Source organism: Micromonospora lacuserhaii, from assembly GCF_036902735.1.
In the GTDB taxonomy this organism is placed as follows: domain Bacteria; phylum Actinomycetota; class Actinomycetes; order Mycobacteriales; family Micromonosporaceae; genus Micromonospora.
Genome location: NZ_JBAKHO010000071.1, coordinates 1 through 24,246, shown reverse-complemented (window position 1 = coordinate 24,246; position 24,246 = coordinate 1). Strand labels below are relative to the sequence as shown.

At 73.9% G+C, this 24,246-nt stretch carries 19 protein-coding genes and 1 pseudogene; 13 read left to right on the top strand and 7 right to left on the bottom strand.

Annotated elements, in window-relative coordinates; genetic code table 11:
* The first annotated feature begins 388 nt into the window (after window positions 1–388).
* From groES to V6U81_RS26845, 3 genes are all read left to right on the top strand, one after another.
* Window positions 389–703: a co-chaperone GroES gene (gene groES, locus V6U81_RS26855; protein WP_084757526.1), complete on the top strand. Its 315-nt coding sequence runs from the start codon at window positions 389–391 to the stop codon at window positions 701–703.
* Window positions 704–773: 70 nt separating this feature from the next.
* Window positions 774–2,414, top strand: a complete 1,641-nt coding sequence (gene groL, locus V6U81_RS26850; RefSeq protein WP_334493396.1) for a chaperonin GroEL — start codon at window positions 774–776, stop codon at window positions 2,412–2,414.
* Window positions 2,415–2,538: 124 nt separating this feature from the next.
* The gene (locus V6U81_RS26845) at window positions 2,539–4,149 is read left to right on the top strand and encodes a molybdopterin-dependent oxidoreductase (protein WP_334493393.1); all 1,611 of its coding nucleotides are present in this window, start codon (window positions 2,539–2,541) and stop codon (window positions 4,147–4,149) included.
* A gap of 327 nt (window positions 4,150–4,476) precedes the next feature.
* Here V6U81_RS26845 and V6U81_RS26840 read toward each other — a convergent pair whose 3' ends face one another.
* Window positions 4,477–4,860 (bottom strand): WhiB family transcriptional regulator, encoded by a 384-nt coding sequence (locus V6U81_RS26840; protein ID WP_334493391.1) that lies wholly within the window; start codon window positions 4,858–4,860, stop codon window positions 4,477–4,479.
* A 251-nt stretch (window positions 4,861–5,111) separates the two neighbouring features.
* Here V6U81_RS26840 and V6U81_RS26835 point away from each other — a divergent pair, with 251 nt between their 5' ends.
* Window positions 5,112–5,927: a response regulator transcription factor gene (locus V6U81_RS26835; RefSeq protein WP_334493390.1), complete on the top strand. Its 816-nt coding sequence runs from the start codon at window positions 5,112–5,114 to the stop codon at window positions 5,925–5,927.
* A gap of 8 nt (window positions 5,928–5,935) precedes the next feature.
* On the opposite strand, the gene V6U81_RS26830 is transcribed toward V6U81_RS26835, so the two are convergent.
* Window positions 5,936–6,343 (bottom strand): DUF5319 domain-containing protein, encoded by a 408-nt coding sequence (locus tag V6U81_RS26830; protein ID WP_334493388.1) that lies wholly within the window; start codon window positions 6,341–6,343, stop codon window positions 5,936–5,938.
* A gap of 197 nt (window positions 6,344–6,540) precedes the next feature.
* On the opposite strand from V6U81_RS26830, the gene guaB reads away from it, so the two are divergent.
* The 4 genes from guaB to V6U81_RS26810 all read left to right on the top strand — a co-directional run bounded on the left by guaB (window position 6,541) and on the right by V6U81_RS26810 (window position 12,350).
* Window positions 6,541–8,103: an IMP dehydrogenase gene (gene guaB, locus V6U81_RS26825; protein WP_334493385.1), complete on the top strand. Its 1,563-nt coding sequence runs from the start codon at window positions 6,541–6,543 to the stop codon at window positions 8,101–8,103.
* Window positions 8,104–8,131: 28 nt separating this feature from the next.
* On the top strand, window positions 8,132–9,250 hold the full coding sequence (locus tag V6U81_RS26820) for a GuaB3 family IMP dehydrogenase-related protein (RefSeq protein ID WP_334493382.1): 1,119 nt from the start codon (window positions 8,132–8,134) through the stop codon (window positions 9,248–9,250).
* Between the two features lie 137 nt (window positions 9,251–9,387).
* Window positions 9,388–10,797 (top strand): M1 family metallopeptidase, encoded by a 1,410-nt coding sequence (locus tag V6U81_RS26815; RefSeq protein ID WP_334493379.1) that lies wholly within the window; start codon window positions 9,388–9,390, stop codon window positions 10,795–10,797.
* Window positions 10,798–10,886: 89 nt separating this feature from the next.
* Window positions 10,887–12,350 carry a M1 family metallopeptidase gene (locus tag V6U81_RS26810; RefSeq protein WP_420884095.1) on the top strand — a complete coding sequence of 488 codons (1,464 nt, stop codon included), beginning with the start codon at window positions 10,887–10,889 and terminating at the stop codon, window positions 12,348–12,350.
* Here V6U81_RS26810 and V6U81_RS26805 read toward each other — a convergent pair.
* The gene (locus V6U81_RS26805; RefSeq protein ID WP_334493373.1) at window positions 12,347–13,480 is read right to left on the bottom strand and encodes an LCP family protein; all 1,134 of its coding nucleotides are present in this window, start codon (window positions 13,478–13,480) and stop codon (window positions 12,347–12,349) included. The two genes, V6U81_RS26810 and V6U81_RS26805, sit on opposite strands and share 4 nt — an antisense overlap.
* A 137-nt stretch (window positions 13,481–13,617) precedes the next feature.
* On the opposite strand from V6U81_RS26805, the gene V6U81_RS26800 reads away from it, so the two are divergent.
* Both V6U81_RS26800 and guaA read left to right on the top strand, forming a co-directional pair.
* Window positions 13,618–15,315 carry an FAD-dependent oxidoreductase gene (locus tag V6U81_RS26800; RefSeq protein ID WP_334493370.1) on the top strand — a complete coding sequence of 566 codons (1,698 nt, stop codon included), beginning with the start codon at window positions 13,618–13,620 and terminating at the stop codon, window positions 15,313–15,315.
* Window positions 15,316–15,416: 101 nt separating this feature from the next.
* Window positions 15,417–16,973, top strand: coding sequence for a glutamine-hydrolyzing GMP synthase (guaA, locus tag V6U81_RS26795; RefSeq protein ID WP_334493367.1), 1,557 nt, complete (start codon window positions 15,417–15,419; stop codon window positions 16,971–16,973).
* A 10-nt stretch (window positions 16,974–16,983) separates the two neighbouring features.
* Here the strand turns inward: guaA and V6U81_RS26790 are convergent, their stop codons facing one another.
* Complete coding sequence (locus V6U81_RS26790; RefSeq protein ID WP_334493364.1) at window positions 16,984–17,340, bottom strand: PspC domain-containing protein; 357 nt, start codon at window positions 17,338–17,340, stop codon at window positions 16,984–16,986.
* A 144-nt stretch (window positions 17,341–17,484) separates the two neighbouring features.
* Between V6U81_RS26790 and V6U81_RS26785 the strand changes: the two genes are divergently transcribed.
* The 3 genes from V6U81_RS26785 (at window position 17,485) to V6U81_RS26775 (ending at window position 20,717) form a co-directional block, all read left to right on the top strand.
* Window positions 17,485–18,432 (top strand): NUDIX hydrolase, encoded by a 948-nt coding sequence (locus V6U81_RS26785; protein WP_334493361.1) that lies wholly within the window; start codon window positions 17,485–17,487, stop codon window positions 18,430–18,432.
* Window positions 18,433–18,512: 80 nt separating this feature from the next.
* Window positions 18,513–19,433 carry an NUDIX domain-containing protein gene (locus V6U81_RS26780; RefSeq protein WP_334493359.1) on the top strand — a complete coding sequence of 307 codons (921 nt, stop codon included), beginning with the start codon at window positions 18,513–18,515 and terminating at the stop codon, window positions 19,431–19,433.
* A gap of 348 nt (window positions 19,434–19,781) precedes the next feature.
* Window positions 19,782–20,717 (top strand): CDP-alcohol phosphatidyltransferase family protein, encoded by a 936-nt coding sequence (locus V6U81_RS26775; RefSeq protein ID WP_334493357.1) that lies wholly within the window; start codon window positions 19,782–19,784, stop codon window positions 20,715–20,717.
* 57 nt (window positions 20,718–20,774) lie between these two features.
* On the opposite strand, the gene V6U81_RS26770 is transcribed toward V6U81_RS26775, so the two are convergent.
* The 3 genes and pseudogenes from V6U81_RS26770 to V6U81_RS26760 form a co-directional block, all read right to left on the bottom strand.
* Window positions 20,775–22,022, bottom strand: coding sequence for a phosphatidylserine decarboxylase (locus V6U81_RS26770; RefSeq protein WP_334493354.1), 1,248 nt, complete (start codon window positions 22,020–22,022; stop codon window positions 20,775–20,777).
* Between the two features lie 517 nt (window positions 22,023–22,539).
* A pseudogene (locus V6U81_RS26765) lies at window positions 22,540–22,782 on the bottom strand (hypothetical protein); the annotation flags it as partial.
* Window positions 22,779–24,246 (bottom strand): PspC domain-containing protein (locus V6U81_RS26760; RefSeq protein WP_334493351.1); only part of this gene is annotated, 1,468 nt, incomplete at its 5' end. The pseudogene V6U81_RS26765 and the gene V6U81_RS26760, both read right to left, overlap by 4 nt.

The following is a 24,246-nucleotide window of genomic DNA, read 5'->3' as shown; positions in this document are numbered from 1 at the left end:
GGGTACATCCTGGCCCCGCTGGGCGCGTTGGCGCTGGCGGCCGGGCGCACCGCCGAGGCCCGGCCAGCCCGGTCGCCGCGGCGAGCGCGGCCGACCCCTCGGGGGTACGCAGCGCGGCCAGCTGGTCGAGTTCCACGCCCGCCATTCTCCCCGGCGGGCGCGACGCGCCGGGCGGCGGGCTGGCACTCTCCTTGACGGAGTGCTAGCCGAGGAATAACCTGCGATTAGCACTCTCACCCTGAGGGTGCCAGCTCCCGGGTCACTCGGCACGGGCGCTGAACGCCAGGCGGACCGGCACCCGCGACGACGGCCCCGCCCGGTGGCATGTGGCAGATTGACGCTGGTCGGCTCCGGTCGACCGGTAACGAAACCAGTACCCCGGGAGGGTATGCCCGTGACTACCGCGACCAAGGTTGCGATCAAGCCGCTCGAGGACCGGATCGTGGTCCAGGCGAACGAGGCTGAGACCACCACGGCGTCGGGCATCGTGATCCCCGACACCGCCAAGGAGAAGCCGCAGGAGGGCACCGTCCTCGCTGTCGGCCCGGGCCGGATCGACGACAACGGCAACCGCGTGCCGCTCGACGTCAAGGTCGGCGACACCGTTCTCTACTCGAAGTACGGCGGCACCGAGGTCAAGTACGCCGGCGAGGAGTACCTGGTGCTCTCCGCCCGCGACGTCCTCGCGGTCATCGAGAAGTAAGCAACCGATCAGTGTCGTTGCCCCGGTCCGGCTCGCCGGGCCGGGGCAACGTCGCTTCGAAGGGACATTCATGGCGAAGATCCTGAGCTTCTCGGACGACGCCCGGCACCTGCTTGAGCACGGTGTCAACGCCCTCGCGGACACGGTCAAGGTCACCCTCGGCCCGCGCGGGCGCAACGTCGTCCTGGACAAGAAATTCGGTGCGCCCACGATCACCAACGATGGCGTGACCATCGCCAAGGAGATCGAGCTCACCAACCCGTACGAGAACCTCGGCGCGCAGCTGGTCAAGGAGGTGGCGACCAAGACCAACGACGTCGCCGGCGACGGGACCACCACCGCGACCGTGCTGGCCCAGGCGATGGTCCGCGAGGGCCTGCGCAACGTGACCGCCGGGGCGAGCCCGTCCGGTCTCAAGCGGGGCATCGACGCGGCGGCCGCCAAGGTCTCCGAGGCGCTGCTCGACCGGGCCGTCGCGGTCTCCGACAAGGAGTCCGTCGCGCACGTCGCGACGATCTCCGCGCAGGACGCCACGATCGGCGAGCTGATCGCCGAGGCGATGGAGCGGGTCGGGCGCGACGGTGTCATCACCGTCGAGGAGGGCTCCGCGCTCACCACCGAGCTGGAGGTGACCGAGGGTCTCCAGTTCGACAAGGGCTTCATCTCGCCGAACTTCGTCACCGACATGGAGTCGCAGGAGTCGGTCCTGGAGGACCCGTACATCCTGATCACGACGCAGAAGATCTCGGCGATCGAGGAGCTGCTGCCGCTGCTGGAGAAGGTCCTCCAGAACAGCAAGCCGCTGCTGATCATCGCCGAGGACGTCGACGGCCAGGCGCTGTCGACCCTGGTGGTCAACTCGATCCGTAAGACCCTCAAGGTCTGCGCGGTCAAGGCCCCGGGCTTCGGCGACCGGCGCAAGGCGATGCTGCAGGACATGGCGATCCTGACCGGCGCCGAGCTGGTCGCCCCGGAGCTGGGTTACAAGCTCGACCAGGTCGGCCTGGAGGTGCTCGGCACCGCCCGGCGCGTCGTGGTCGACAAGGAGAACACCACCGTCGTCGACGGTGGCGGCCAGTCCTCCGAGGTCGCCGACCGGGTCGCGCAGATCCGCAAGGAGATCGAGGCCTCGGACTCCGAGTGGGACCGGGAGAAGCTGGCCGAGCGGCTGGCGAAGCTCTCCGGCGGCATCGCGGTCATCAAGGTGGGCGCGGCGACCGAGGTCGAGATGAAGGAGCGCAAGCACCGCATCGAGGACGCGATCGCCGCCACCAAGGCCGCTGTCGAGGAGGGCACGGTGCCCGGTGGTGGCGCCGCGCTGGTCCAGATCCTGCCGGCGCTCGCCGACGACCTGGGCCTGACCGGCGACGAGAAGACCGGTGTCTCGATCGTCCGCAAGGCGCTGGTCGAGCCGCTGCGGTGGATCGCCCAGAACGCCGGCCACGACGGTTACGTGGTGGTGCAGAAGGTCGCCGGCAAGGAGTGGGGCAACGGCCTCGACGCCGCTCGCGGCGAGTACGTGGACCTGGTCAAGTCCGGCATCATCGACCCGGTGAAGGTGACCCGTAACGCGGTCACCAACGCCGCGTCGATCGCCGGCCTGCTGCTCACCACCGAGAGCCTGATCGTGGAGAAGCCGGAGCAGGCCGAGCCGGCCGCCGCCGGTGGGCACGGCCACGGTCACGGCCACCAGCACGGCCCGGGTTTCTGACCCACGCCGTACGCCAGGTCAGGGCGCACCGTCGAGTGACGGTGCGCCCTGACGCGTTCGCCGGGCGATTACGGAACGCTGACGTCGTTGGCGGTCGGCCCGGTTGATCGACAAGACTGGGCGGATGAGCAGCACGCCGCGCCGCCTCGCCGCGCTCGCCGGGATCACCGCCGCCGCCGTGGCGGTCGGCGTCGCCGAGCCGGTGGCCGTCCTCACCGGGCCCCGCTCCGCGCCGCTGATCGCGGTCGGCGGGCTGGTGGTCGACGTGGTTCCCGGGCCGCTCAAGCAGTTCGCCATCGCGGTCTTCGGCACGTACGACAAGATCGCCCTGCTGGTCGGCACGGCGCTGCTGCTGGCGGGGTTCGCCGCGCTGCTCGGGGTGCTGGCCGTCCGCCGGCTCTGGATCGGGCTGGCCGGCGTCGCGGCCTTCGGCGTCCTCGGGGCGGCCGCCGCGCTGACCCGTGCCGGCGCGAACGCCGCCGACGCGCTCCCGTCGCTGGTCGGGGCGGCGCTGGGCGGCCTGGTGCTCTGGGCCTTTCTGGCCGGCCCGTTGCAGGTCGACCCGTGGCCCTGGTGCCCGCCCACCCCGCTGTCGTACACGCCCGCCGAGCCCCCGCCCGCGCCGCCGGCCCGGCCGGACGGGTGGGAGCCGCCGGAGAGCACCGACCCGGAGTCGCGGCGGCGCTTCCTGCGCGGGGTGGGCGTGCTCGCCGGCGCGGCCACGGTGGCCGGGCTGGGCGGGCACTGGCTGGCCGGGCGGCGGGGCGTCTCGGCGGCGCGGCAGGCGGTCGCCCTGCCCACCCCGTCGGTCCCCGCCCCGCCGGTGCCGGCCGGCGCGGATCTCTCCCTCGCCCAGCTCGCGCCCTACACCACGCCGAACACGGGCTTCTACCGGATCGACACCGCGCTGGTGGTGCCGCAGGTGGATCCGGAGACCTGGCGGCTGCGCATCCACGGCCGGGTGCGCAACCCGATCGAGCTGAGCTTCGCCGACCTGCTGGCCCGCCCGATGGTCGAGCGGTACGTCACCCTGGCCTGCGTCTCCAACGAGGTGGGCGGTGACCTGATCGGCAACGCCCGCTGGCTGGGCGTACCGCTCAAGGAGCTGCTCGACGAGGCCGAGCCGGAGGAGGGCGCGGACCAGGTCGTCGGGCGCTCGGTCGACGGCTGGACCTGCGGGACCCCCACCGCAATGTTGCGGGACGGCCGGGACGCGCTGCTGGCGGTGGGGATGAACGGCGAGCCGCTGCCGGTGGAGCACGGCTTCCCGGCCCGGATGGTGGTCCCCGGCCTGTACGGCTACGTGTCGGCCTGCAAGTGGGTCACCGAGCTGGAGCTGACCAGCTTCGCCGACTTCGACGCGTACTGGGTGCCGCGCGGCTGGGCGGCGCAGGGGCCGGTGAAGACCCAGTCCCGGATCGACACGCCCCGGTCGCGCAACCGGCTGACCGCCGGGACGGTGCCGGTCGCCGGGGTGGCCTGGGCGCAGCATCGCGGAATCAGCCGGGTCGAGGTACGCGTCGACGGCGGCCCCTGGCAGGAGGCGACCCTCGCCCCGACGGTGTCGGTGGACACCTGGGTGCAGTGGTCCTGGCGGTGGCCGGCCACCGCGGGCGAGCACACCCTCCAGGTGCGGGCGACGGACGCCGACGGGCAGACCCAGACCAGCGAGCGCCGGCCGGTCGAGCCGGACGGGGCCACCGGCTGGCACACCGTGAAGGTGACCGTCCGCTGACCCGTCACGCCCGGGGCACGGCCGGCCCCGTGTTCGTGCCAGGGCTGGACTCGTCGGGACGCACCGGAAGTGGTCCCGTGGGACGCTACAAACTTGATGTCGCCGACGTCATCGTCGCGCAGGCCGGGGTGCGTTGTCGGCGCGTCCGGCCGCGGGTGCTCAGCTGATTCGTCAACGTCATCAAGTTCGTAGGGACTGAGCACCCGACTCGCCGTCCGCGCACCTGCCGGTACCGGGGTCGACGGGACGCACGAACACCGTCCGCGCACGACGACGCCGCGCCCCCGGGTCGGGGACGCGGCGTCGACGAGGTCGGTGCGGGTCGGGTCAGGCGATCTTGCGCTGGGCCGGCACGGTCGACTTGTGCGGGCTGCCGAGGCGGGCCTCCAGCCGGGCGATGTCGACCCGGGTCTGCCGGCGGTCGGCGAGGTCCTCCCAGCCGAGGGCGAGCAGCCGGAGCCGCTCGGACTCGCTGAGGCCACCCCAGACGCCGTACGGCTCGCGTACCGACAGGGCGTGGGCGGCGCACTCGGCGCGTACCGGGCAGGCCCCGCAGACGGCCTTGGCGCCGGACTCCCGGCGCAGCCGGGACGAGCCGCGCTCGCCGTCCGGGTGGAAGAACTGGGCGCTGTCGCGACCCCGGCAGGCGCCGAGGCGCTGCCAGTCCCAGAGATCGACGATGGGTCCGGGCAGTCTGCGTACGTTCGACATCAGCACCCCTCCTCCCGCGCGGCACCGCGGAGATCCTCGTTTCACCGGCGTCCGTCGGCGGTCCGCCTGGGCGCACCGTGTCCGGCCTGGACCCTCGGTACCCGGGCTTTCCCGGACTCACACTTCTGTGATCGAAAACCTCGACAACTCGCGGCATATGCCCCAGATGTCGGAAAAGTTCGGAGGATTGCCCGGAACCTCCTCCCGGGCGGACGCCGCCATGGTCTGCTCTCTGCGGAGAGGAGACCACAGTGCGTACCGTTCTCGTGTGCGTTCGGACACCGCTCGCCGCGCAGCAGTTGACCAACGCGGCAGCCCGACTGGGGCTGGCCGCGGTGGTGCGGACAGCCGTCTCCGATCCCGAGGTGATGCTGCGACTCGCCGAACGTCCGGTGGACGTGGTGCTCGCCGACACCGCCCTGACCCGGCCGGACAGCGCCGGCTTCGTCCGCCGGGTGCTGGCCCGCGCGCCGCAGGCCGCGGTGCTGCTGCTCGGCACCGAGGAGTCCGAGGCGGCGGCCGCGACCATCAACGCCGGAGCCCGGGGCCTCATCCAGGGCGCCGACAACGACCTGACCAGCGCGGTGGCCAAGGCCCTGCTGCTGCTCTCCGCGCCCGGCCGGACGGCCCGGCACCGGGTGAACGACCCGGCCCGGGACACCGCGGCGGTCGGTGCGCCACCCCGGCCCGCCGGCGGCCGTAACGCCGGACCGTCCTGGCCCGCCGGTCCGGCCGAGGGGCCGGGCGGCGCGCCGTCGGTGGTACCCGTGCAGCGCGGTGACGACGAGGTGGAGCCCGACGGCAGCGAGCCCGAGCCGGCCGCCCCCGCCGGTCAGCGGTCCGCGCCCGGCGCGCGCAACGGCCGCGCCCCGGTCGGGCTGACCGAGCGGGAACTACAGGTGCTGCTCGGCATGGCCGAGGGGAAGAGCAACGCGGAGATCGGGCGGGAACTGTTCGTCTCGGAGGACACCGTCAAGACGCACGCCCGCCGGCTCTTCCGCAAACTGGGCGCCCGGGACCGGGCGCACGCGGTGGCCGCCGGCTTCCGGGCCGGGCTGGTGGCCTGAGCCGGGGGTCAGTCCTCGGCGGCGTCGTCCTCGGCGGCGTCGGTGAGCGTGTCGTGCACCCCGTCGGCGTAGCCGCGCGCGTAGTCCCAGGTGACGTAGTGGTCCGGATCCGGGTCGTAGGCCGGCTCGTGCACCCGCGGGCGCCCGGAGCTGAGCAGGTGACGCAGGTTGCCGCGGAGCAGGTCCCAGTCGAAGTAGTGCGGCTCGCGGCAGTCCTCGCACTCGATGACCAGCCCACGCACCCCGATCGGCGCCAGCAGGGCCTGGTAGATCTCCAGGTCCGCCAGGTCCTCCAGCACGTCCTGCCGCTCGACCTCGGTCAGCGGGTCGAGCGGGCCGTCCTCGCCCGGATCGTGCAGGCCCGCTGCCGGATCGGCGGGGTCGCCGTTGAACGGGTCGATGGGCTCCTCGTGCACCCTCTCACCGTAGACCCAACCCCCGCGCGACGCGTCCCCCCGCCGGCCCCTCTGACGCTGCCGACCCGCGGCGGCACCGCCGGGGGCGGCGCAGCTCAATGGGTACGATGAAGCGACGCGCCGTCATCCCGGCGAGCGCCGGCGCCCGCGCGTGCCGCCGCGCCGGAGCCCGTCCGAGCAGCTCAGGAGAGCACATCGTGGAGAATTCGCCCAGCACCGATCTTCCGGCCGGCCTCGACACCGGCGAGCTGGGCGGTCACCTGCCGGAGTTGCCCGCCGGCTCGGCGCGGGTGGTCCCGCTCGGGCTGACCTTCGACGACGTGCTGCTCCAGCCGGGCGAGTCGGACGTGGTGCCCAGCCGGGTCAACACCCGGACGAAGCTCACCCGCACCATCGAGCTGACCGTGCCGCTGCTCTCCAGCGCGATGGACACCGTCACCGAGGCGCGGATGGCGATCGCGATGGCCCGCCAGGGCGGCATCGGGGTGCTGCACCGCAACCTCTCCCTCGAGGACCAGGCGCTCCAGGTCGACCTGGTGAAGCGCTCCGAGTCCGGCATGATCACCAACCCGGTGACGGCCAGCCCCGACGACACCCTCCGCGACGTCGACGCGCTCTGCGGCCGCTACCGCATCTCCGGCGTGCCGGTGGTCGACGCCGGCGGCCAGCTGGTCGGCATCGTCACCAACCGCGACATGCGGTTCGAATCCGAGCCGAGCACCCGGGTCCGCGACATCATGACCCACACCCCGCTGATCACCGCGCCGGTCGGGGTGAGCAAGGACGACGCGCTCGACCTGCTGCGCCGGCACAAGGTGGAGAAGCTGCCGATCGTCGACGACTCGGGTCGGCTGCGCGGGCTGATCACCGTCAAGGACTTCACCAAGAGCGAGCAGTACCCGAACGCCACCAAGGACGACGCGGGCCGGCTCCGGGTCGCCGCCGCCATCGGGGTCGGCGAGGACGCGTACAAGCGGGCCCGGACCCTGGTCGACGCGGGCGTCGACGTGCTGATCGTGGACACCGCGCACGGCCACCAGCGGGCGGTGCTGGACATGGTCCGCCAGCTCAAGAAGGACGTCACGATCGACATCGTGGGCGGCAACGTCGCCACGTACGCCGGCGCGAAGGCGCTGGTCGACGCGGGCGCCGACGGCGTCAAGGTCGGGGTGGGCCCGGGCGCGATCTGCACCACCCGGATCGTGGCCGGGGTCGGCGTACCGCAGATCACCGCGATCATGGAGGCCGCGCGGGCCGCCCGTCCGGCCGGCGTGCCGGTGATCGGCGACGGCGGCATCCAGTATTCCGGCGACATCGCCAAGGCGCTGGTGGCCGGCGCCGACACGGTGATGCTCGGCAGCCTGCTGGCCGGCTGCGAGGAGAGCCCCGGCGAGCTGATCTTCATCAACGGCAAGCAGTACAAGGCGTACCGGGGGATGGGCTCGCTCGGCGCGATGCAGTCCCGCGGCCAGGCCAAGTCGTACAGCAAGGACCGCTACTTCCAGCAGGACGTGCTCGCCGAGGACAAGCTGGTCCCCGAGGGCGTGGAGGGCCAGGTGCCCTACCGGGGGCCGCTCTCCGCAGTCGCCCACCAGCTCATCGGCGGGCTCCGCGCCGCGATGGGGTACGTCGGCGCAGAGAGCATCCCCGAGCTGCACCGCCGGGGCCAGCTCATCCGGATCACCGCGGCCGGGCTCAAGGAGAGCCACCCGCACGACATCCAGATGACCGTCGAGGCGCCCAACTACCACTCCCGCTGACCATCACCCCCGAACACCTGGAGTCCCCATGCGTGACGTGGTCGAGATCGGGCTGGGCAAGACCGCGCAGCGCGGCTACCACCTGGACGACATCGCCATCGTGCCGAGCCGCCGGACCCGGGACGTCGACGACGTCTCCACGGCCTGGCAGCTCGACGCCTACCCGTTCGGCATTCCCTGCGTCGGGCACCCGTCGGACGCCACCATGAGCCCGGCGTCCGCGGTGAGGCTGGGCCAGCTCGGTGGCCTCGGCGTGCTCAACGTCGAGGGCCTCTGGACCCGGTACGAGAATCCGACCAAGATCCTGGAGGAGCTGGCCGGCCTCGGTGAGGACGCCCGGGCCACCAAGCGGCTCCAGGAGGTCTACGCGGAGCCGATCCGTCCCGACCTGATCGCCGAGCGGGTCCGCGAGCTGCGGGCCGGCGGCGGCACGGTGGCCGTCCGCGTCTCCCCGCAGCACACCCTGGCGCTCGCCCCGGTCATCCTCGACGCGGGCGTGGACATCCTGGTCATCCAGGGCACCATCGTCTCGGCCGAGCACGTCTCGACCACCGACGAGCCGCTGAACCTCAAGGAGTTCATCGCCGACCTCGACCTGCCGGTGGTCGTGGGCGGCTGCACCGACTACAAGACGGCGCTGCACCTGATGCGCACCGGCGCGGCCGGTGTCATCGTCGGCATCGGCGGCGACGACTGGTCGACCACCGAGTCGGTGCTCGGCATCCGGGTGCCGATGGCCACCGCGATCGCCGACGCCGCCGCGGCCCGCCGGGACTACCTCGACGAGACCGGCGGCCGGTACGTGCACCTGATCGCCGACGGCGACATCCAGACCTCCGGCGACATCGCCAAGGCGCTCGGCTGCGGCGCCGACGCGGTGATGCTCGGCGAGCCGCTCTCGCTCTGCGAGGAGGCGCCGGCCGGTGGCGCCTGGTGGCACTCGGCGGCCAGCCACCCGTCGCTGCCACGCGGCGCGTTCGAGGTGGCCGGCGAGCCGATCGGCTCGATGGAGCAGCTGCTCTTCGGCCCGGCCGACGAGCCGGACGGCCAGCTCAACCTCTTCGGCGGGCTGCGCCGGGCGATGGCCAAGTGCGGCTACCGCGACCTCAAGGAGTTCCAGAAGGTCGGCCTGGTCCTCGACCGCTGACCGGTCGCGCACACGTCGGAAGCCGGCCCACCGTCACGGTGGGCCGGCTTCGTCGTACCGCGCGGTGGAAGTCTCCGATCCGGCCTCGCCTCCCGCCGCCCTGGCTAGGCTCGTCGGAGATCGGAGAGGAGGAGCGCATGGTCCAGACCGGACGGAGTCGGGCCCGCCGCCGGTTGGCCCTCGTCGCCGCGCTGACCTGCGTCGTCGCGTCCGGCGCGGGCTGCACCGACGACGGGTTCCGGCCCGGGGCGGCCGACGCCGGGGACCCGTACGTGCCCGGTCACGGCAACGGCGGTTACGACGTCTCGGCGTACCGGCTGCGGGTGCGCTACGACCCGGCGAGCGACCGGCTCACCGGCCACGCCGCCGTCGACGCCACCGCCACCCAGGCGCTCTCCCGGTTCAACCTGGACCTGGTCGGGCTGGACGTCTCCCGGGTCACCGTCGGCGGGACGCCCGCCGCGCACCGGCGCGACGGCGACGAACTGGTGGTCACCCCGCCCCGGAGGCTGCCGCGCGGCGCCGGCTTCACCGTCGAGGTCGACTACGCCGGGGTGCCCACCGCCGTCTCCGACGGCGTGCTGGGCAGCGGCGGCTGGCTGCACACCGCCGACGGGGCGATCGCGCTCGGCCAGCCCGACTCGGCGGCCACCTGGTTCCCGGTCGACGACCACCCGTCGGACAAGGCGACGTACCAGGTGGAGGCGACCGTCCCGGACGGACTCGCGGCGATCGGCAACGGGGTGCCCGGGGAGCGGACCAGCGCGAACGGCTGGACCACCTGGCGGTGGACCGAGTCGTCCCCGATGGCCAGCTACCTGTGCACGCTGGTGATCGGCGACTACCGGGTCACCACCGGCACCCACGCCGGCCGGCCGATGGTCACCGCGGTCGCCGCCGGTCTGCCCGCCGACGGTCCGGCGGCCCGCTCGCTCGAGCGCACCGGGGCCATCGTGGACTTCCTCGCCGAACGCTTCGGGCCGTACCCCTTCGACGCGTACGGCGGGGTGGCGATCGCCGACGACCGGATCCGGTACGCCCTGGAGACCCAGTCCCGCCCGGTGTACGGGCCGGGCTTCTTCCGCACCGGGCGGCCGGACGAGGGGGTGGTCGCGCACGAGTTGGCCCACCAGTGGTTCGGTGACAGCGTCTCGGTGGCCCGGTGGAGCGACATCTGGCTCAACGAGGGCTTCGCCACCTACGCCGAGTGGCTCTGGGCCGAGCACACCGGTGGCCGTACCGCGCAGCGCGCCTTCGAACTCCAGTACGCGGTGACCGACTGGTCCGAGCCGTCCGTCGACCCGGGAACCGCGGGGCTCTTCGGCGACGCCGTCTACCGGCGCGGCGCCCTGGCCGTGCACGCGTTGCGCCGCACCGTCGGCGACGAGACCTTCTTCCGCATCCTGCGCGGCTGGACCGCCGAGCGGAAGGGCGGCACCGCCACCACCGCCGACTTCGTGGCGTACGCCGGGAAGGTCGCCGGCCGGTCGCTCGACGCCTTCTTCGACGCCTGGCTGGTCGGCGCCACGGCTCCCGGCCTGCCGTGAGGACGTGGTGACCGTCGATCGCTAGGCTGCCGACGACGACCGGCCCGGTCGGGCGGTCGCGCAACGGGGAAGGGCGAACGATGAGAGTGATGCGGAGGAGCCTGTCGATGGGCGCCGCGCTGCTGGCAACCGGGGCACTCGGGCTGACGGCCTGCGACGCGGAGGAGCCGGCCCCGTCGGCGTCGTCGTCGACGGCGACCACGAGCGCCGAGCCGCAGCCGTCGCGGAACTTCCAGCCCGGGGCGGCCGGCGTCGGCGACGCCTACTTCCCGACGTACGGCAACGGCGGCTACGACGTCGCCGGCTACACGGTCAAGGTCCGCTACGACCCGAAATCCGACAAGCTCACCGGCGTCACCACGGTCCGGGCGAAGGCCACCGCCGACCTGAAGTCGTTCCACCTGGACCTCGCCGGCCTCGCCGTGAGCGCGGTGACCGTCGACGGCGCCGACGCCGCCCACACGGCGGAGAAGAACGAACTGGTGGTCACCCCGGCGACCGGGCTGGCCAAGGACGCCGACTTCGTCGCCGAGATCACCTACGGCGGTACGCCGCGGGCGCTGAAGAACGAGGTGATCGGCGACGGCGGCTGGCTGCACACCACCGACGGCGCGATCGCCCTCGGCCAGCCGGAGTCGGCCAGCACCTGGTACCCGGTCAACGACCACCCCTCGGACAAGGCCACCTACGACTTCGAGATCACCGTCCCGGACGGGTTGACCGCGGTCAGCAACGGCGTACCGGGCGGTAAGACCAGCACCGGTGGCTGGACCACCTGGAAGTGGTCGGAGAAGTCCCCGATGGCCAGCTACCTGAGCACCGTCGTGATCGGCAACTTCCGGATCACCACCGGGCAGCACAAGGGACGGCCGGTCTACAGCGCCGTCACCACCAAGGTGGCCAAGGGCGCCGCGGACCGGTCCATCGCGCAGACCGTGAAGGTGGCCGACTACCTGGAGAGCGTCTTCGGCCCGTACCCGTTCGGCGCGTACGGCGGGGTGGTCGTCTCCGACGACCGCATCCGCTACGCGCTGGAGACGCAGAGCCGCCCGGTCTACTCCGCCGGCTTCTTCCGCCGCGGCGAGAACACCCAGGTGGTCGCGCACGAGCTGGCCCATCAGTGGTTCGGCGACAGCGTGGCGCTGGAGAAGTGGCAGGACATCTGGCTGAACGAGGGTCTGGCCACGTACGCCGAGTGGCTCTGGGCCGAGCACACCGGGGAGTACACCGCCCAGCAGGCGTTCGACATCCGGATGGCCCGGGTGCCGGCCGCGGTCTGGAAGACCCCGCCCGGCAGGCCGGGGGTGAAGAACCTGTTCGGCGAGTCGGTCTACCAGCGTGGTGGGATGACGGCGCACGCGCTGCGGATGTCCGTCGGCGACCAGAAGTTCTTCCAGATCATCAAGGCCTGGGCCAAGGAGCAGCGGGACGGCAACGGCACCACCGCCGAGTTCGTGGCGCTGGCCGAGCGGATCTCCGGCAAGCAGCTCGACGCGCTCTTCGCCGCCTGGCTCAACGGCACGAAGAAGCCCGCCGTCCCGAAGAAGCTCTAGTTCTTCACCCGCAGCTCGGGGTGGGCGTCGAGGTACTGTTCCGCGTCGCCCGCCTTGAGCGCGGGGAGGAAGCCCCGGCCGACCGGGGTGAGCTGCTCACCCTTGTAGGCGCTGCCCTTGCCCACCCCCTTGCCGGGGAGCGCGACCAGGGTGAACCGGGCGATGTCCAGCCCGCCCAGGGCGTAGGCGACGTCGACGATCCGCGGGCCGCCGACGTAGATCAGGCTGGCGCCGAGCGCGTCGATGACCTGCTGCACCCGGTCCGGCTGCCGGGCCAGGTCGTCGCTCAGGATCTTGGCGGTCAGCGCCCGGATCAGCTGCTGCTGGTGGCGCTGCCGGGCGTAGTCGCCGCCGGTGATGTAGCGCTGCCGGCCGTAGTCCAGCGCCTGCCAGCCGTTGAGGTGGCGGTCGCCCGGCTCGTAGACCATCTGCGGCCCGGTGTAACCGCCGCCCGACGGGAGCAGGTCCCGGTACTTCCCGTCCGGCCTGCGGTGGATGGAGGTCACCTTCTCGTCGACATAGAGGTCGACCCCGCCGAGGGTGTTGACCAGCTTTTCGAACCCCGGGAAGTTGATCACCGCGCCAGCGTCGATGCGCAGCCCGGTGTAGCCGCTGACCGTGCTGCGCAGCAGCTCGTACCCCTGGGCCGGGTTCGGCTCCTTGGGCTTGCCGGGCACCCGGCTGCCGTAGCTCATCGAGTGGGTCAGCTTCGTCCGGCCGCCCTTCCAGCCCGACTTCGGGAACGCCGGGATGTCGACCAGCAGGTCGCGGGGGAGCGAGAAGAGGTACGCCCGGTCCAGCCCGGCCGGCACGTGCAGCACCAGCACCGCGTCGCTGTGCGGCTCCCAGCCGGGCACGCTGACCCGGGTGTCCAGGCCGACGACCAGCAGGTTGAGCGGGCCGGTGACGCCGGTGCCGGGCGGGGCGGTCGGGCTCGGGGCGGCGGCCTGGGAGGTGGTGGCGGCCTGCGGGGTGCCGGTGGCGGCGACCGCGCCGGTCCGCCGGGACGGCTCGTCGTCGCGGACCAGCCGGGCGATCACCAGGGCGGCCGCCACCACCAGGAGCACCGCCCCGAGGGCGGCCACGCCCAATATCCAGCGCGGTCGCCGCGCTCCGCTCGCCTGGCTCATCCTCGCCACCCCCGTGTGCACAACGCTCCGACAGGGGGCGGAAGTTGCGGCCCGGGCCGGGCGGACCAGCTCGACAGGATCATGATCGCCGGAAAACGGCACTGGCGCGATGGCTACTCGACGGTAATGATGCGTTCATGCGGTACGACGTGGTCGTCATCGGGTCCGGCTTCGGCGGCAGCGTCACCGCCCTGAGGCTGGCCGAGAAGGGGTACACCGTCGGGGTCCTGGAGGCCGGCCGGCGGTTCGCCGACGACGAGTTCCCCCAGACCTCGTGGCGGGCCCGGCGCTTCCTCTGGGCGCCGAGGCTCGGCTGCTACGGCCTGCAACGGATCACCCTGCTCCGCTCGGCCGACCGGAAGTCCGGCGGCGGCGTCATGGTGCTCTCCGGCGCCGGGGTGGGCGGCGGCTCCCTGGTCTACGCCAACACCCTCTACGAGCCGCTGGACGCCTTCTACGCCGACCCGCAGTGGCGGGACGTCACCGACTGGCGCGACGAGCTGGCCCGCCACTACGACCAGGCCAAGCGGATGCTCGGAGTCACCACGTACCCGATCGTCACCGGCGCGGACCGGGCGATGCGGGCGGTCGCCGAGCGGATGGGGGTGGCGCACACCTTCCACGCCACCCCGGTCGGGGTGCACATCGGCCGCCCCGGGCAGCGGGTCGCCGACCCGTACTTCGGCGGGGTGGGGCCGGAGCGGACGGGCTGCACGCACTGCGGCTCGTGCATGACTGGTTGCCGGCACGGCGCCAAGAACACCCTGGTCAAGAACTACCTCTGGCTGGCCGAACGGCTCGGCGCCCGGGTCCACCCGTTGACCACGGTCACCGCGGTCCGGCCGGCCGCCGACGGCGGGTACGAGGTGCACACCGTGCGTACCGGGGCCTGGCCGCGCCGGCGCCGGCAGGTGATCCACGCCGACCAGGTGGTCTTCGCCGCCGGGGCGCTCGGCACCCAGCGGCTGCTGCACGAGATGAAGGCGACCGGGGCGCTGCCCCACCTGTCGGACCGGCTGGGCGAGCTGACCAGGACGAACTCGGAGGCGATCCTCGGCGCCTCGGTGCCCCGCCAGCGGGCCCGGGCGCAGCGGATGGACTTCACCGAGGGGGTGGCGATCACCAGCTCGTTCCACCCCGACCCGCAGACCCACATCGAGCCGGTCCGCTACGGCCGCGGTTCCAACGCGATGGGGCTGCTCCAGTCGCTGCTCGTCGACGGCGGCCCGCACCGGGTCCGGCGCTGGCTGGGCAGCATCGTCCGGCAGCCCGGCCTGGCGGCCCGGATGCTCTCGGTGCGCGGCTGGTCCGAGCGGACGGTGATCGCGCTGGTGATGCAGTCCGCCGACAACTCGCTGACCACCCGCTGGCGGCGCGGCCCGTTCGGCCGGCGGCTGGTCTCCGGTCCGGGGCACGGTGCGCCCACCCCGACCTGGATCCCGGCCGGCAACCAGGCGGTCCGGCTGCTCGGTGAGGAGATCGGCGGTACTCCGGGCGGCGCGCTGACCGAGCCGTTCAACATCCCGATGACCGCGCACATCCTCGGCGGTGCGGTGATCGGCGCGACCTCCGCCGACGGGGTGATCGACCCCTGGCACCGGGTGTACGGCCACCCGGGGCTGCACGTGGTGGACGGCGCGGCGGTCTCCGCCAACCTCGGCGTCAACCCGTCGCTGACGATCACCGCCCAAGCGGAGCGGGCGATGTCCTTCTGGCCCAACAAGGGCGAGGCGGACCCCCGGCCGCTGCTCGGCGAGGCGTACCGCCGGGTGGCGGCCGTACCCCCGCGGAGTCCGGCGGTGCCGGCGGGCGCCCCGGCGGCGCTACGTCCCTGAGCGCGACCGGCGGCGACCCTGACCGGCGGCGACGTGACGCGGCGCGCGGGAAGCACGGCCCGTGCCCGGGCCGGAAGTGACTGTCGGTAGGCTTTCTGCACATGAGCACGCCTCGCCCCGTCCTCGTGGTGGACTTCGGAGCCCAGTACGCCCAGCTCATCGCGCGTCGGGTGCGCGAGGCGAAGGTCTACTCGGAGATCGTCCCGCACTCCATGCCGGTCGCCGAGATGCTGGCGAAGAACCCGGCCGCGATCATCCTGTCCGGCGGCCCGTCCAGCGTCTACGCGCCCGGCGCGCCGCAGATCGACGCCGGGATGTTCACCGCCGACGTGCCGGTCTTCGGCATCTGCTACGGCTTCCAGGCGATGGCCCAGGCGCTCGGCGGCACGGTCGCGCGGACCGGCAACCGCGAGTACGGCGGCACCCCGCTGCGTCCCCGCCTCCTCGAGCCCGGCGTCCTCCTGCGCGACCTGCCGGCGGACCTGCCGGTCTGGATGAGCCACGGCGACGCGGTGACCGAGGCGCCCGAGGGCTTCACGGTGACCGCCGAGTCGGCGGGCGCGCCGGTGGCGGCGTTCGAGGACCTGGTCGGGCGCCGGGCCGGCGTGCAGTTCCACCCGGAGGTCGGGCACACCGCGCACGGCCAGGAGATGCTGTCCCGGTTCCTCTACGACATCGCCGGCATCGAGCCGACCTGGACCCCGTCGAACATCATCGACGAGCAGGTGGCCCGGATCCGGGAGCAGGTGGGCGACAAGGAGGTCATCTGCGGCCTGAGCGGCGGCGTGGACTCCGCGGTCGCCGCCGCGCTGGTGCACAAGGCCGTCGGTGACCAGCTCACCTGCGTCTTCGTCGACCACGGCCTGCTGCGCGCCGGTGAGGCCGAGCAGGTGGAGAAGGACTACGTCGCGGCCACCGGCATCAAGCTCAAGGTGGTCGACGCGCAGGAGCGCTTCCTCGGCGCGCTGGCCGGGGTGACCGATCCGGAGCAGAAGCGCAAGATCATCGGTCGGGAGTTCATCCGGGTCTTCGAGGCCGCCGCCCGGGACATCGCCTCGCACGGCGACGTCGAGTTCCTGGTGCAGGGCACCCTCTACCCGGACGTGGTGGAGTCCGGCGGCGGCACCGGCACCGCCAACATCAAGAGTCACCACAACGTCGGCGGCCTGCCGGAGGACCTGAAGTTCGCCCTGGTCGAGCCGCTGCGCACGCTCTTCAAGGACGAGGTCCGGGCGCTCGGCCTGGAGCTCGGCCTGCCCGAGGCGATGGTCTGGCGGCACCCGTTCCCCGGTCCGGGCCTGGCCATCCGGATCATCGGCGCGGTCGACCGGGAGCGGCTGGAGCTGCTGCGCCGGGCCGACCTGATCGCCCGGGAGGAGCTGACCGCCGCCGGCCTGGACCGGGGCGTCTGGCAGTTCCCGGTGGTGCTCCTGGCCGACGTGCGCAGCGTCGGTGTGCAGGGTGACGGGCGCAGCTACGGGCATCCCGTGGTGCTGCGCCCGGTCTCCAGCGAGGACGCGATGACCGCCGACTGGTCCCGGCTGCCCTACGAGGTGGTCGCCCGGATCTCCACCCGGATCACCAACGAGGTCGCCGAGGTCAACCGGGTGGTCCTGGACGTGACCAGCAAGCCGCCGGGCACCATCGAGTGGGAGTGAGCCGGCCGGCTCAGGCGGCCGGCGGCGTCGGCGGCTGAGGCGCGGTCCGGGGCTCGGGCTCCGGCCGTACGGTCGGCACCGCCGCGGTCGGCCAGCCGGCCGGGCCGGCCTGGGGCGCGACGCCCGTCGGGTGCGGCCAGGCGGGGGCGTCCGCCGGCTCCTCCGGCATCAGGAACCACATGATCGGGTACGCCAGCCCGGCGAGACCGCCGGTGACCAGGGTCGCCACCGCGAAGACCACCCGGACCAGGGTGGGGTCGACGGCGAAGTACCGGCCGACGCCGCTGGCGACGCCGGCCACCATCCGGTCCGTCGTCGGGCGGCGGAGCTGCTTGTACGGGGCGTGGAGGGTGTGGGTCGAGGTCATGTCTCCACGCTCCGCGCCGGCTGGCCGGCCGCCCTCGGTGACCGCCCCGATCCCTACCCTGATCGATCCCTGAGGTGCCAGCCAAGAGTCAGGAATCTGACTCTTTTCGATTCAGGTAACCCGGGGCGGGGAGAATTTGGCTCCGTGACCACCTTGCTGGAGCCGCTCCGCAGGATCGCGGCATACGCAGTCTGTGCTGATTCAGTCGGCCGAGTGTTGCTGGTCCGCGCATCGGGGCGCTCCGGCACTCCCGGCGTGTGGTCCCTGCCCGGTGGGGCGGTCGACCACGGTGAGGACCCGAAGCACACCGTCGTCCGGGAGACCGCCGCCGAGACCGGGCTCTCGGTCGCCGTCTCCGGCCTCGACGACGTGCTCGCCGACATGCGGGCGCTGCCCGACCGGGGCATCACCATCCACACCGACCGGCTGATCTACCGGGTCTCGGTCCGCGGCGGCACCCTCGCCGACCGGATCGACCGCCCCACCGATCTGGCCCGCTGGGTGACCCCGGAGGAAGCCCGCCGGCTGCCGCTGCGCTCGTTCACCGCGCGCGCCCTCGGCCTGCCCGCCTCCTCGGCCGACATCGTGCCGGACGAGGCCCCCGAGTTCCCCTCCTTCTACGCCGTGCCCGGCCCGGACGGGCTGCACCGGGCGCAGCGCTTCGCCGCGTACGCGGTGGTGACCGACCCGGAGGGGCGGGTGCTGCTCACCCGGGTCTCCGACGGCTACCCGGGGGCGGGCTGCTGGCACCTGCCCGGCGGCGGCACCGACTACGGCGAGCAGCCGGGCGCCGCGCTGATCCGCGAGCTGGTCGAGGAGACCGGGCAGAACGGCCGCCTGGTCGAGCTGCTGGGCGTGGCCAGCCACCGGGACGCCGCCTCGCTCGGCCCGGAGGGCTACCCGATCGACTGGCACGGGGTGCGCGCCTTCTACCGGGTGGTGGTCGACCAGCCGGCCCCGCCGACCGTGTACGACGTCGGCGGCTCCACCTGTGAGGCGCGCTGGTTCGCCAAGGAGGAGCTGGGCGCCCTCCCCACCGACCGCCTCACCGAGGTGACGGCCGAGGCCGTGCAGGCGGCCCGGCTCACCTGACTGTGCCGACCGGTCGACCGGCACGCCGGACGCCCGACCGCTAACCTCATGATCGACGGGGTGAGGGCGGGAGAGTGGGCGTGCTGGAGCGGCGGCGGATCGGCGCGTACGGGTTCTGCGCGGACGACGCGAGGCGGGTGCTGCTGGCCCGTGGGGCGGCGTCCTGCCCGTACCCGGGGGTGTGGCAGCTGCCGGGTGGCGGCGTGGAGCACGCCGAGCACCCGGCGCACGCGGTGGTCCGGGAGTTCGCCGAGGAGACCGGCCTCGACGTCGAGGTGGCCGGGGCGCGGGCCGCGGTGGCCGACGTGGCCACCTTCCGCACCGCCGACGGCGGTACCGACCTGGCCGTGCACACCGACCGGTTGATCTTCGACGTCCGGGTCCGCGGTGGCGAGCCGCGTCCCGAGCCGACCGGCGGCAGCGACGCGCTGGCCTGGTTCACCCCGGACGAGGCGGCGGTGGTGCCGCTGATGCCGTTCACCGCCGAGCTGCTCGGCCTGCCGGTCACGCCGCTGCCGGCGGAACTGCCCCGGCCGCTGCCACCGGACGCCCCGCCCACCGCCGACCGCCGGCAGCGCTTCGCGGCGTACGGGCTGGTCACCGACCCGGCCGACCGGGTGCTGCTGACGATGATCGCGGCGGGCTACCCGGGCGCCGGCCGGTGGCACCTGCCCGGTGGTGGCACGGATCACGGCGAGCAGCCGGCGGCCGGGCTGCTGCGCGAGCTGGTGGAGGAGTCCGGGCAGCTCGGCCGGGTGGTCGAGCTGTTGACGGTCGACAATCTGCACAACCCTGCTGCGCTGGGTCCCGAGGGCCGACCGCTGGACTGGCACGCGGTGCGGGTGGTCTACCGGGTCCGGGTCGACCGGCCGGGGGAGCCGGAGGTCACCGAGCAGGCCGGCGGATCGACCGAACGGGCGGCGTGGTTCACATCCGCGCAGGTCGCGGGCCTGCGGCTGACCGAGGTGGCGGCGCTGGCAACCGGACGTGCAGGCCGATAGCACCCGCTCGCCCGGCCGACCGGGGCAGGCTCCGGTACAGTCGGAAGCACAGGTTGGCGGAGAAAACGGGCGATGAGGCCCGAGATGGGAACAAGGCAGCGGTTCGCGCGGTTTAAGGGAGATATAAGTACCGCCGGCAGCTATCGCCAACCGCCACTTCCTGTGCAATGGTGTACTCCGCTTGAACGGGCTGCCGGGCCAACAGCGGTCCGGCACGAGACAGCCGGACACCCGCCCATCAGGGCGGTCAGCCGATCCGGTGATGGAGGAAACGTGCCGAGAGCCCCATGGCGCCGGCGTCGTACGACTGACAGTCCGCGCCCCGCAGGGCGTCGCTGGGCGGGCCGGTTGCGCCGCAGCAGCACGTTCGCCCGCCAGGTGCTGCTCGTCCGGGTGGGCCGTCGCGACGGCGACCTGCGTGGCGACACCGAGCTGGTGCTTCCCGAGCGCCTCGTCGACCGACAGCGCCGCCGGTACCTGGCCGACCGCTTCGACCGGACCATCGGCCCCGACCGGGCCGAGCTCGAGGCGATCATGCCGGTCAGCCCGGCCGTCGCCCCGACGACGCCGGTCGACGACGCGTCGGCGATGTCGATCCCGCTGCTGCCCGGTGCCCGCACCCCGGCGCGCCGGATGAAGTTCGCCCTGGTCAACGCCTGCACCCTGGCCAGCCTGGTGCTCGGCATCAACGCCATCTTCGTGGCGATGGCCGGTGAGGCCCGGGTGGCCGCGCTCCTCCTGATCGCCTGCGTGGCCTTCGACGGCCTCGACGGCGCCCTCGCCCGCAAGCTCGGCGTGGCCAGCCCGTTCGGCGCCCAGATGGACTCGCTGGCCGACATGTGCTCCTTCGGCCTCGCCGCCCCGGTGGTGGTCTACGCCTCGCTCGTCGGCTCGGCCCCCACCGGAGCCGCCGCCGTTGCGGCCGCGCTCGTCGCGGGCTGCGCCGCGATCCGGCTCGCCCGGTTCAACGTCTCGCCCAAGGACGGCCGCTTCTTCTGCGGCGTGCCGACCACCATGGCGGCGGCGGTGCTCGCCCTGACCGTCGCCATCGGGCTGCCGCTGCCGGCCGTCGTGCAGATCGCCGGCGTCGCGCTGCTCGCCTTCGCGATGGTCAGCAGCTTCCCGTACGCGAAGCTCGCCCGCCTGGTCAAGCTGCCCCCGTGGCTCTGGCTGGCCCCGGTGGTCGGTGCGCTGGTCGACATCCGGCTCACCTTCGCCCTCGTGGTGGTGGGCTACCTGGTCAGCGGCCCGCTGCTCTGGCTGCACCAGCGCCGGACCGCCTGACCCACCCGCACGTACGACGAAGGGGCGCCGCGACCGCGGCGCCCCTTCGCGCTTTCGTCACAGCCAGCGGGCGATGACCGTGGACCCGCCGACCACCTTGTCGCCGGGACCGACCAGCGGCTCGGCGGCGTCCGCCGGCAGGTAGACGTCGGTGCGCGAGCCGAACCGGATCAGGCCGAAGCGCTCACCCCGGGCCAGCAGCGCGCCGACCGGCGCCCGCTGCACGATCCGCCGGGCGATCAGGCCGGTCCGCTGCGCCACCACCACCGTGCCGTGGTCGGTGTCCAGCACCGTGTACGCCGCCACGTTGTGCTCGGCGTCCGGCTTCATCGCGTTGACGAAGCCGCCGTCGGCGACGAAGTAGTCGACCACCTTGCCGGCGACCGGCGCCCGGTTGACGTGCACGTCCAGCACCGAGAGGAAGACGGCGACGCGCAGCCACTCGCCGGCGCCGAAGCGCTCGTCGTGCAGTCGCTGCACCGAGAGCACCTGGCCGTCCGCGGCGGCGACCACGGCGGACGGGTCCTCCGGGACGTCCCGCTGCGGGTCGCGGAAGAACGCGGCGACCGGGGCGGCGGCCAGCGCCGGCACCAGCCACAGCTTCGACTTCGGCCGGGTGAGCCGGGCCAGCGCGGCCAGCCCGAGGGCGATCCCGGCCGCCGCGACGCCGTTGGAGTCGAGGTGCATGCCCCGGGTCAGCGGGACGCTGGACGGCCGGTGCGCCGGGGCCAGCCGGGCGGCCAGCGCGACGTCGGCCGGGGTGAACCGGAGGTGGTGCACCCGGACCGGTGGGGTGTTGCGCAGCACCAGGTCGTTGCCGACCCCGTGCAGCACGCCCTGCCGGTCCAGCTCGGCGGCGGCGCCGGCGCTGCGGAAGACCGGCGCGGCGACGCTGAGCACGGAGCCGTCGGTGAGGTACTTGGCCAGCCCGTCGATCGTCGTCCGCGCCTCCTCGGCGGTGCCGGTGAACGGCTCGGCCGCGACCACCACCTCGGCGGCGTCCGCCTCGGCGAGGGTGTCGACGACGCGTACCCGGTCGGCGACCCAGCGGCCCTGGGCCGTCACGTGCTCGCGGAGCGCGGCGGCGCCGGTCGTCCCGGCCGGCACCACGGTGAGCGTGTCGCCGGGGAGCAGCGCGTCGATCGCCGCGGCCAGCACCGCGGACTCCGGGGCCGCGCCGACCAGGAGGGCGGTCTTCGGGTCGTTACGCCGGGCCAGCTCGGTGACGAGGGTACGGGCGGCGCGCTCGCCGATGCGGACCGGGCCGGACGGGCCGGGGGGGCGCACGGCGGGGGACTGGGTCATGTCGGACGGGCTCCTGACGGGGTAGAGACGGGCATCGCGGCGGGACCGCCCCCGTGACCTGGTCGGCGCGACCCCGGTCGGGCCGGGCGACCCGGCGGCGCGACCACGGGCGGGACGGCCGGCCGGCGGAGGCGGGATCTCCACCGGCCAGCATACGAGTCCGTGCCGGCCGGCCGCACCGGCGTGCTCAGGCCGGCGGTCGGTGTTCGCCGGCCGGGGGGCCGCTGACCGGGGCGGCCGACGGGAGGCGGGGCATCTCGCGCGTCCGGCCGTCGCCTGGTTCCTCCGCCGGCCCCTCCGGCGCGTCGGCCGGCCGGTCGGAGACGGCGTCCGGGAGCCGGTCGGTGACCGCCCCGGTGGGCCACTCGTCGGCCTCCGCCACCGGCCGGTACGCCGGCTCGGGCTCCGCCGCCGCTTCGTCCGGTCCCCACAGCGGGGCGGAGGTGGTCTCCGGACCCTCGATCCGCACGTCGGCGGTCTCCGGGCCGTCCCACCGGTACGGGTCGCCGGTGCCCGCCCGGTCGGGTTCGGCGGCCGGCTCCGGCCCGCCGGCGTCGGCGGGCTCCCGGTCGGCGTGCCGGGCCGTGCGCAGCGCGCCGATCAGGCCGAGCAGACCGACCAGCAGCAGCGCACCGGCCAGGAACCAGCCGACCGGGGGCAGGGCCAGCCCGAGGATCTGGGCGAGCAGCCACCAGGCCGACAACCCGAGGAAGAGCAACCCGAAGGCGAGCGAGACGAGGTCGGTGCGGTGGACCCTCACCGGGTCACCTCCAGATTGCCGGCGTTGACGTGCACGTACAGGCGCAGTTTCCCACCGCCGGCGCCGTCGGCGCCGAGGTCGGTGACCTCCCGGGACCGGCCGTCCGTGCCGGCCGGCCGCTGGCCGAACACCGTGGCGTCGCCGGCCCGCACCTCGGTCACCGTGGTCACGTCGACGTTCGGCGGTACCACCACCGTCCCCTCGCCAAAGTTCACCACCACGGTGATCTCGGCGTCCCGGTTGGTGAAGTCCACCGCGCGCAGGTCCAGGGTGGCGTCGCCGAAGCTGTTCTCGTACCGGGTGGCGAGGGCACGGTAGTCGGCCGGTGACCAGGTCACGGTGCCGTCCACGCCGCGGATCCGGTCGTAGGACTCGGCCACCGTGGCCACCCCCAGGGCCGCGGTGGTGACCAGGCCCAGGGCGATCAGCCAGCGGGCCCGGCCGAACCAGGTGCCGACCAGCAGCCCGAGGCCGATGGTGGCCAGGGCCGCCGCGAAGTAGCCGGCCGCGCCGATCGGGAAGACGTCCAGCAGGTCCAGGACGGCGACCACGCCCAGCGCCAGGAAGATCAGCGAGAAGGTGACCGGTCCCAGCGCGGACCGCTCCCGCGGCCGCTTCGGCGGCTTGACCTTCGGCGGGGCCGGGGGCGGCGGCGGGTACGTCCCCGCCCAGGGGCCGCGCGGCGCGAACGGCGGCCGGTAGCCGCCGGGCGGCAGGGGCGCGGCCACCGGCGGCGCCGGGGGCACGGCGGTCGACCCGGCCGGTAGCTCGGCGGTGGCCGGCGTACCCGTCCAGGTGCTCGCCGGCGGCCAGGTCGGCAGCTCGGCGGTACGGGGCTCGGCGGCGAGCGGCGGCGGGGCGGCCGGCGCCGGAGCGAAGTAGTCGGGCGCCGGGTAGCTGACCGGGGGAACCGGTCCGGGCGGCGCGGCCGGCGGTCCGGGGGCGGGTGGCGGCGCCGCCCCGGGCCGGTTGTCCCGGTTGAGCAGCAGCGCCCCACCGATCAGGATGGCGGCACCGAGCAGCACGGCCCGGAACGCGTCGGTGACGATGTAGCCGAAGCTCACCGCCACCAGGATGCCGAGCACGATCACGGTGACCGGGGACATGCTGGATCGGCCGCGGCCGAGCATTGATTCCAGCGGGGAGGCGCTGTCCCCCTCGCCCGGGATGGTCAGCCACGCGGCCACGTAGACGAGCAGGCCGACGCCGCCGAAGAAGCCCAGCACGGCGAGGATCACCCGCCACAGCACCGGGTCGGTGTTGGTGGCCCGGCCGATCGCCGCGCAGACCCCGGCCAGGTAGCGGCCGTCGCGGGGACGGACCAGGCCGTACCGCGAGGTGAAGCCGGCGGCGCCGGACGGTGGGGCGTACCCACCGGGGGGCGGGGGCGGGTCGCCCCCGGCGGTCGGCGCCGGCGCCGACCAGGCCGGGCCGGCGGCGGTCGGCGCGGTCGGCGCCCCGGCC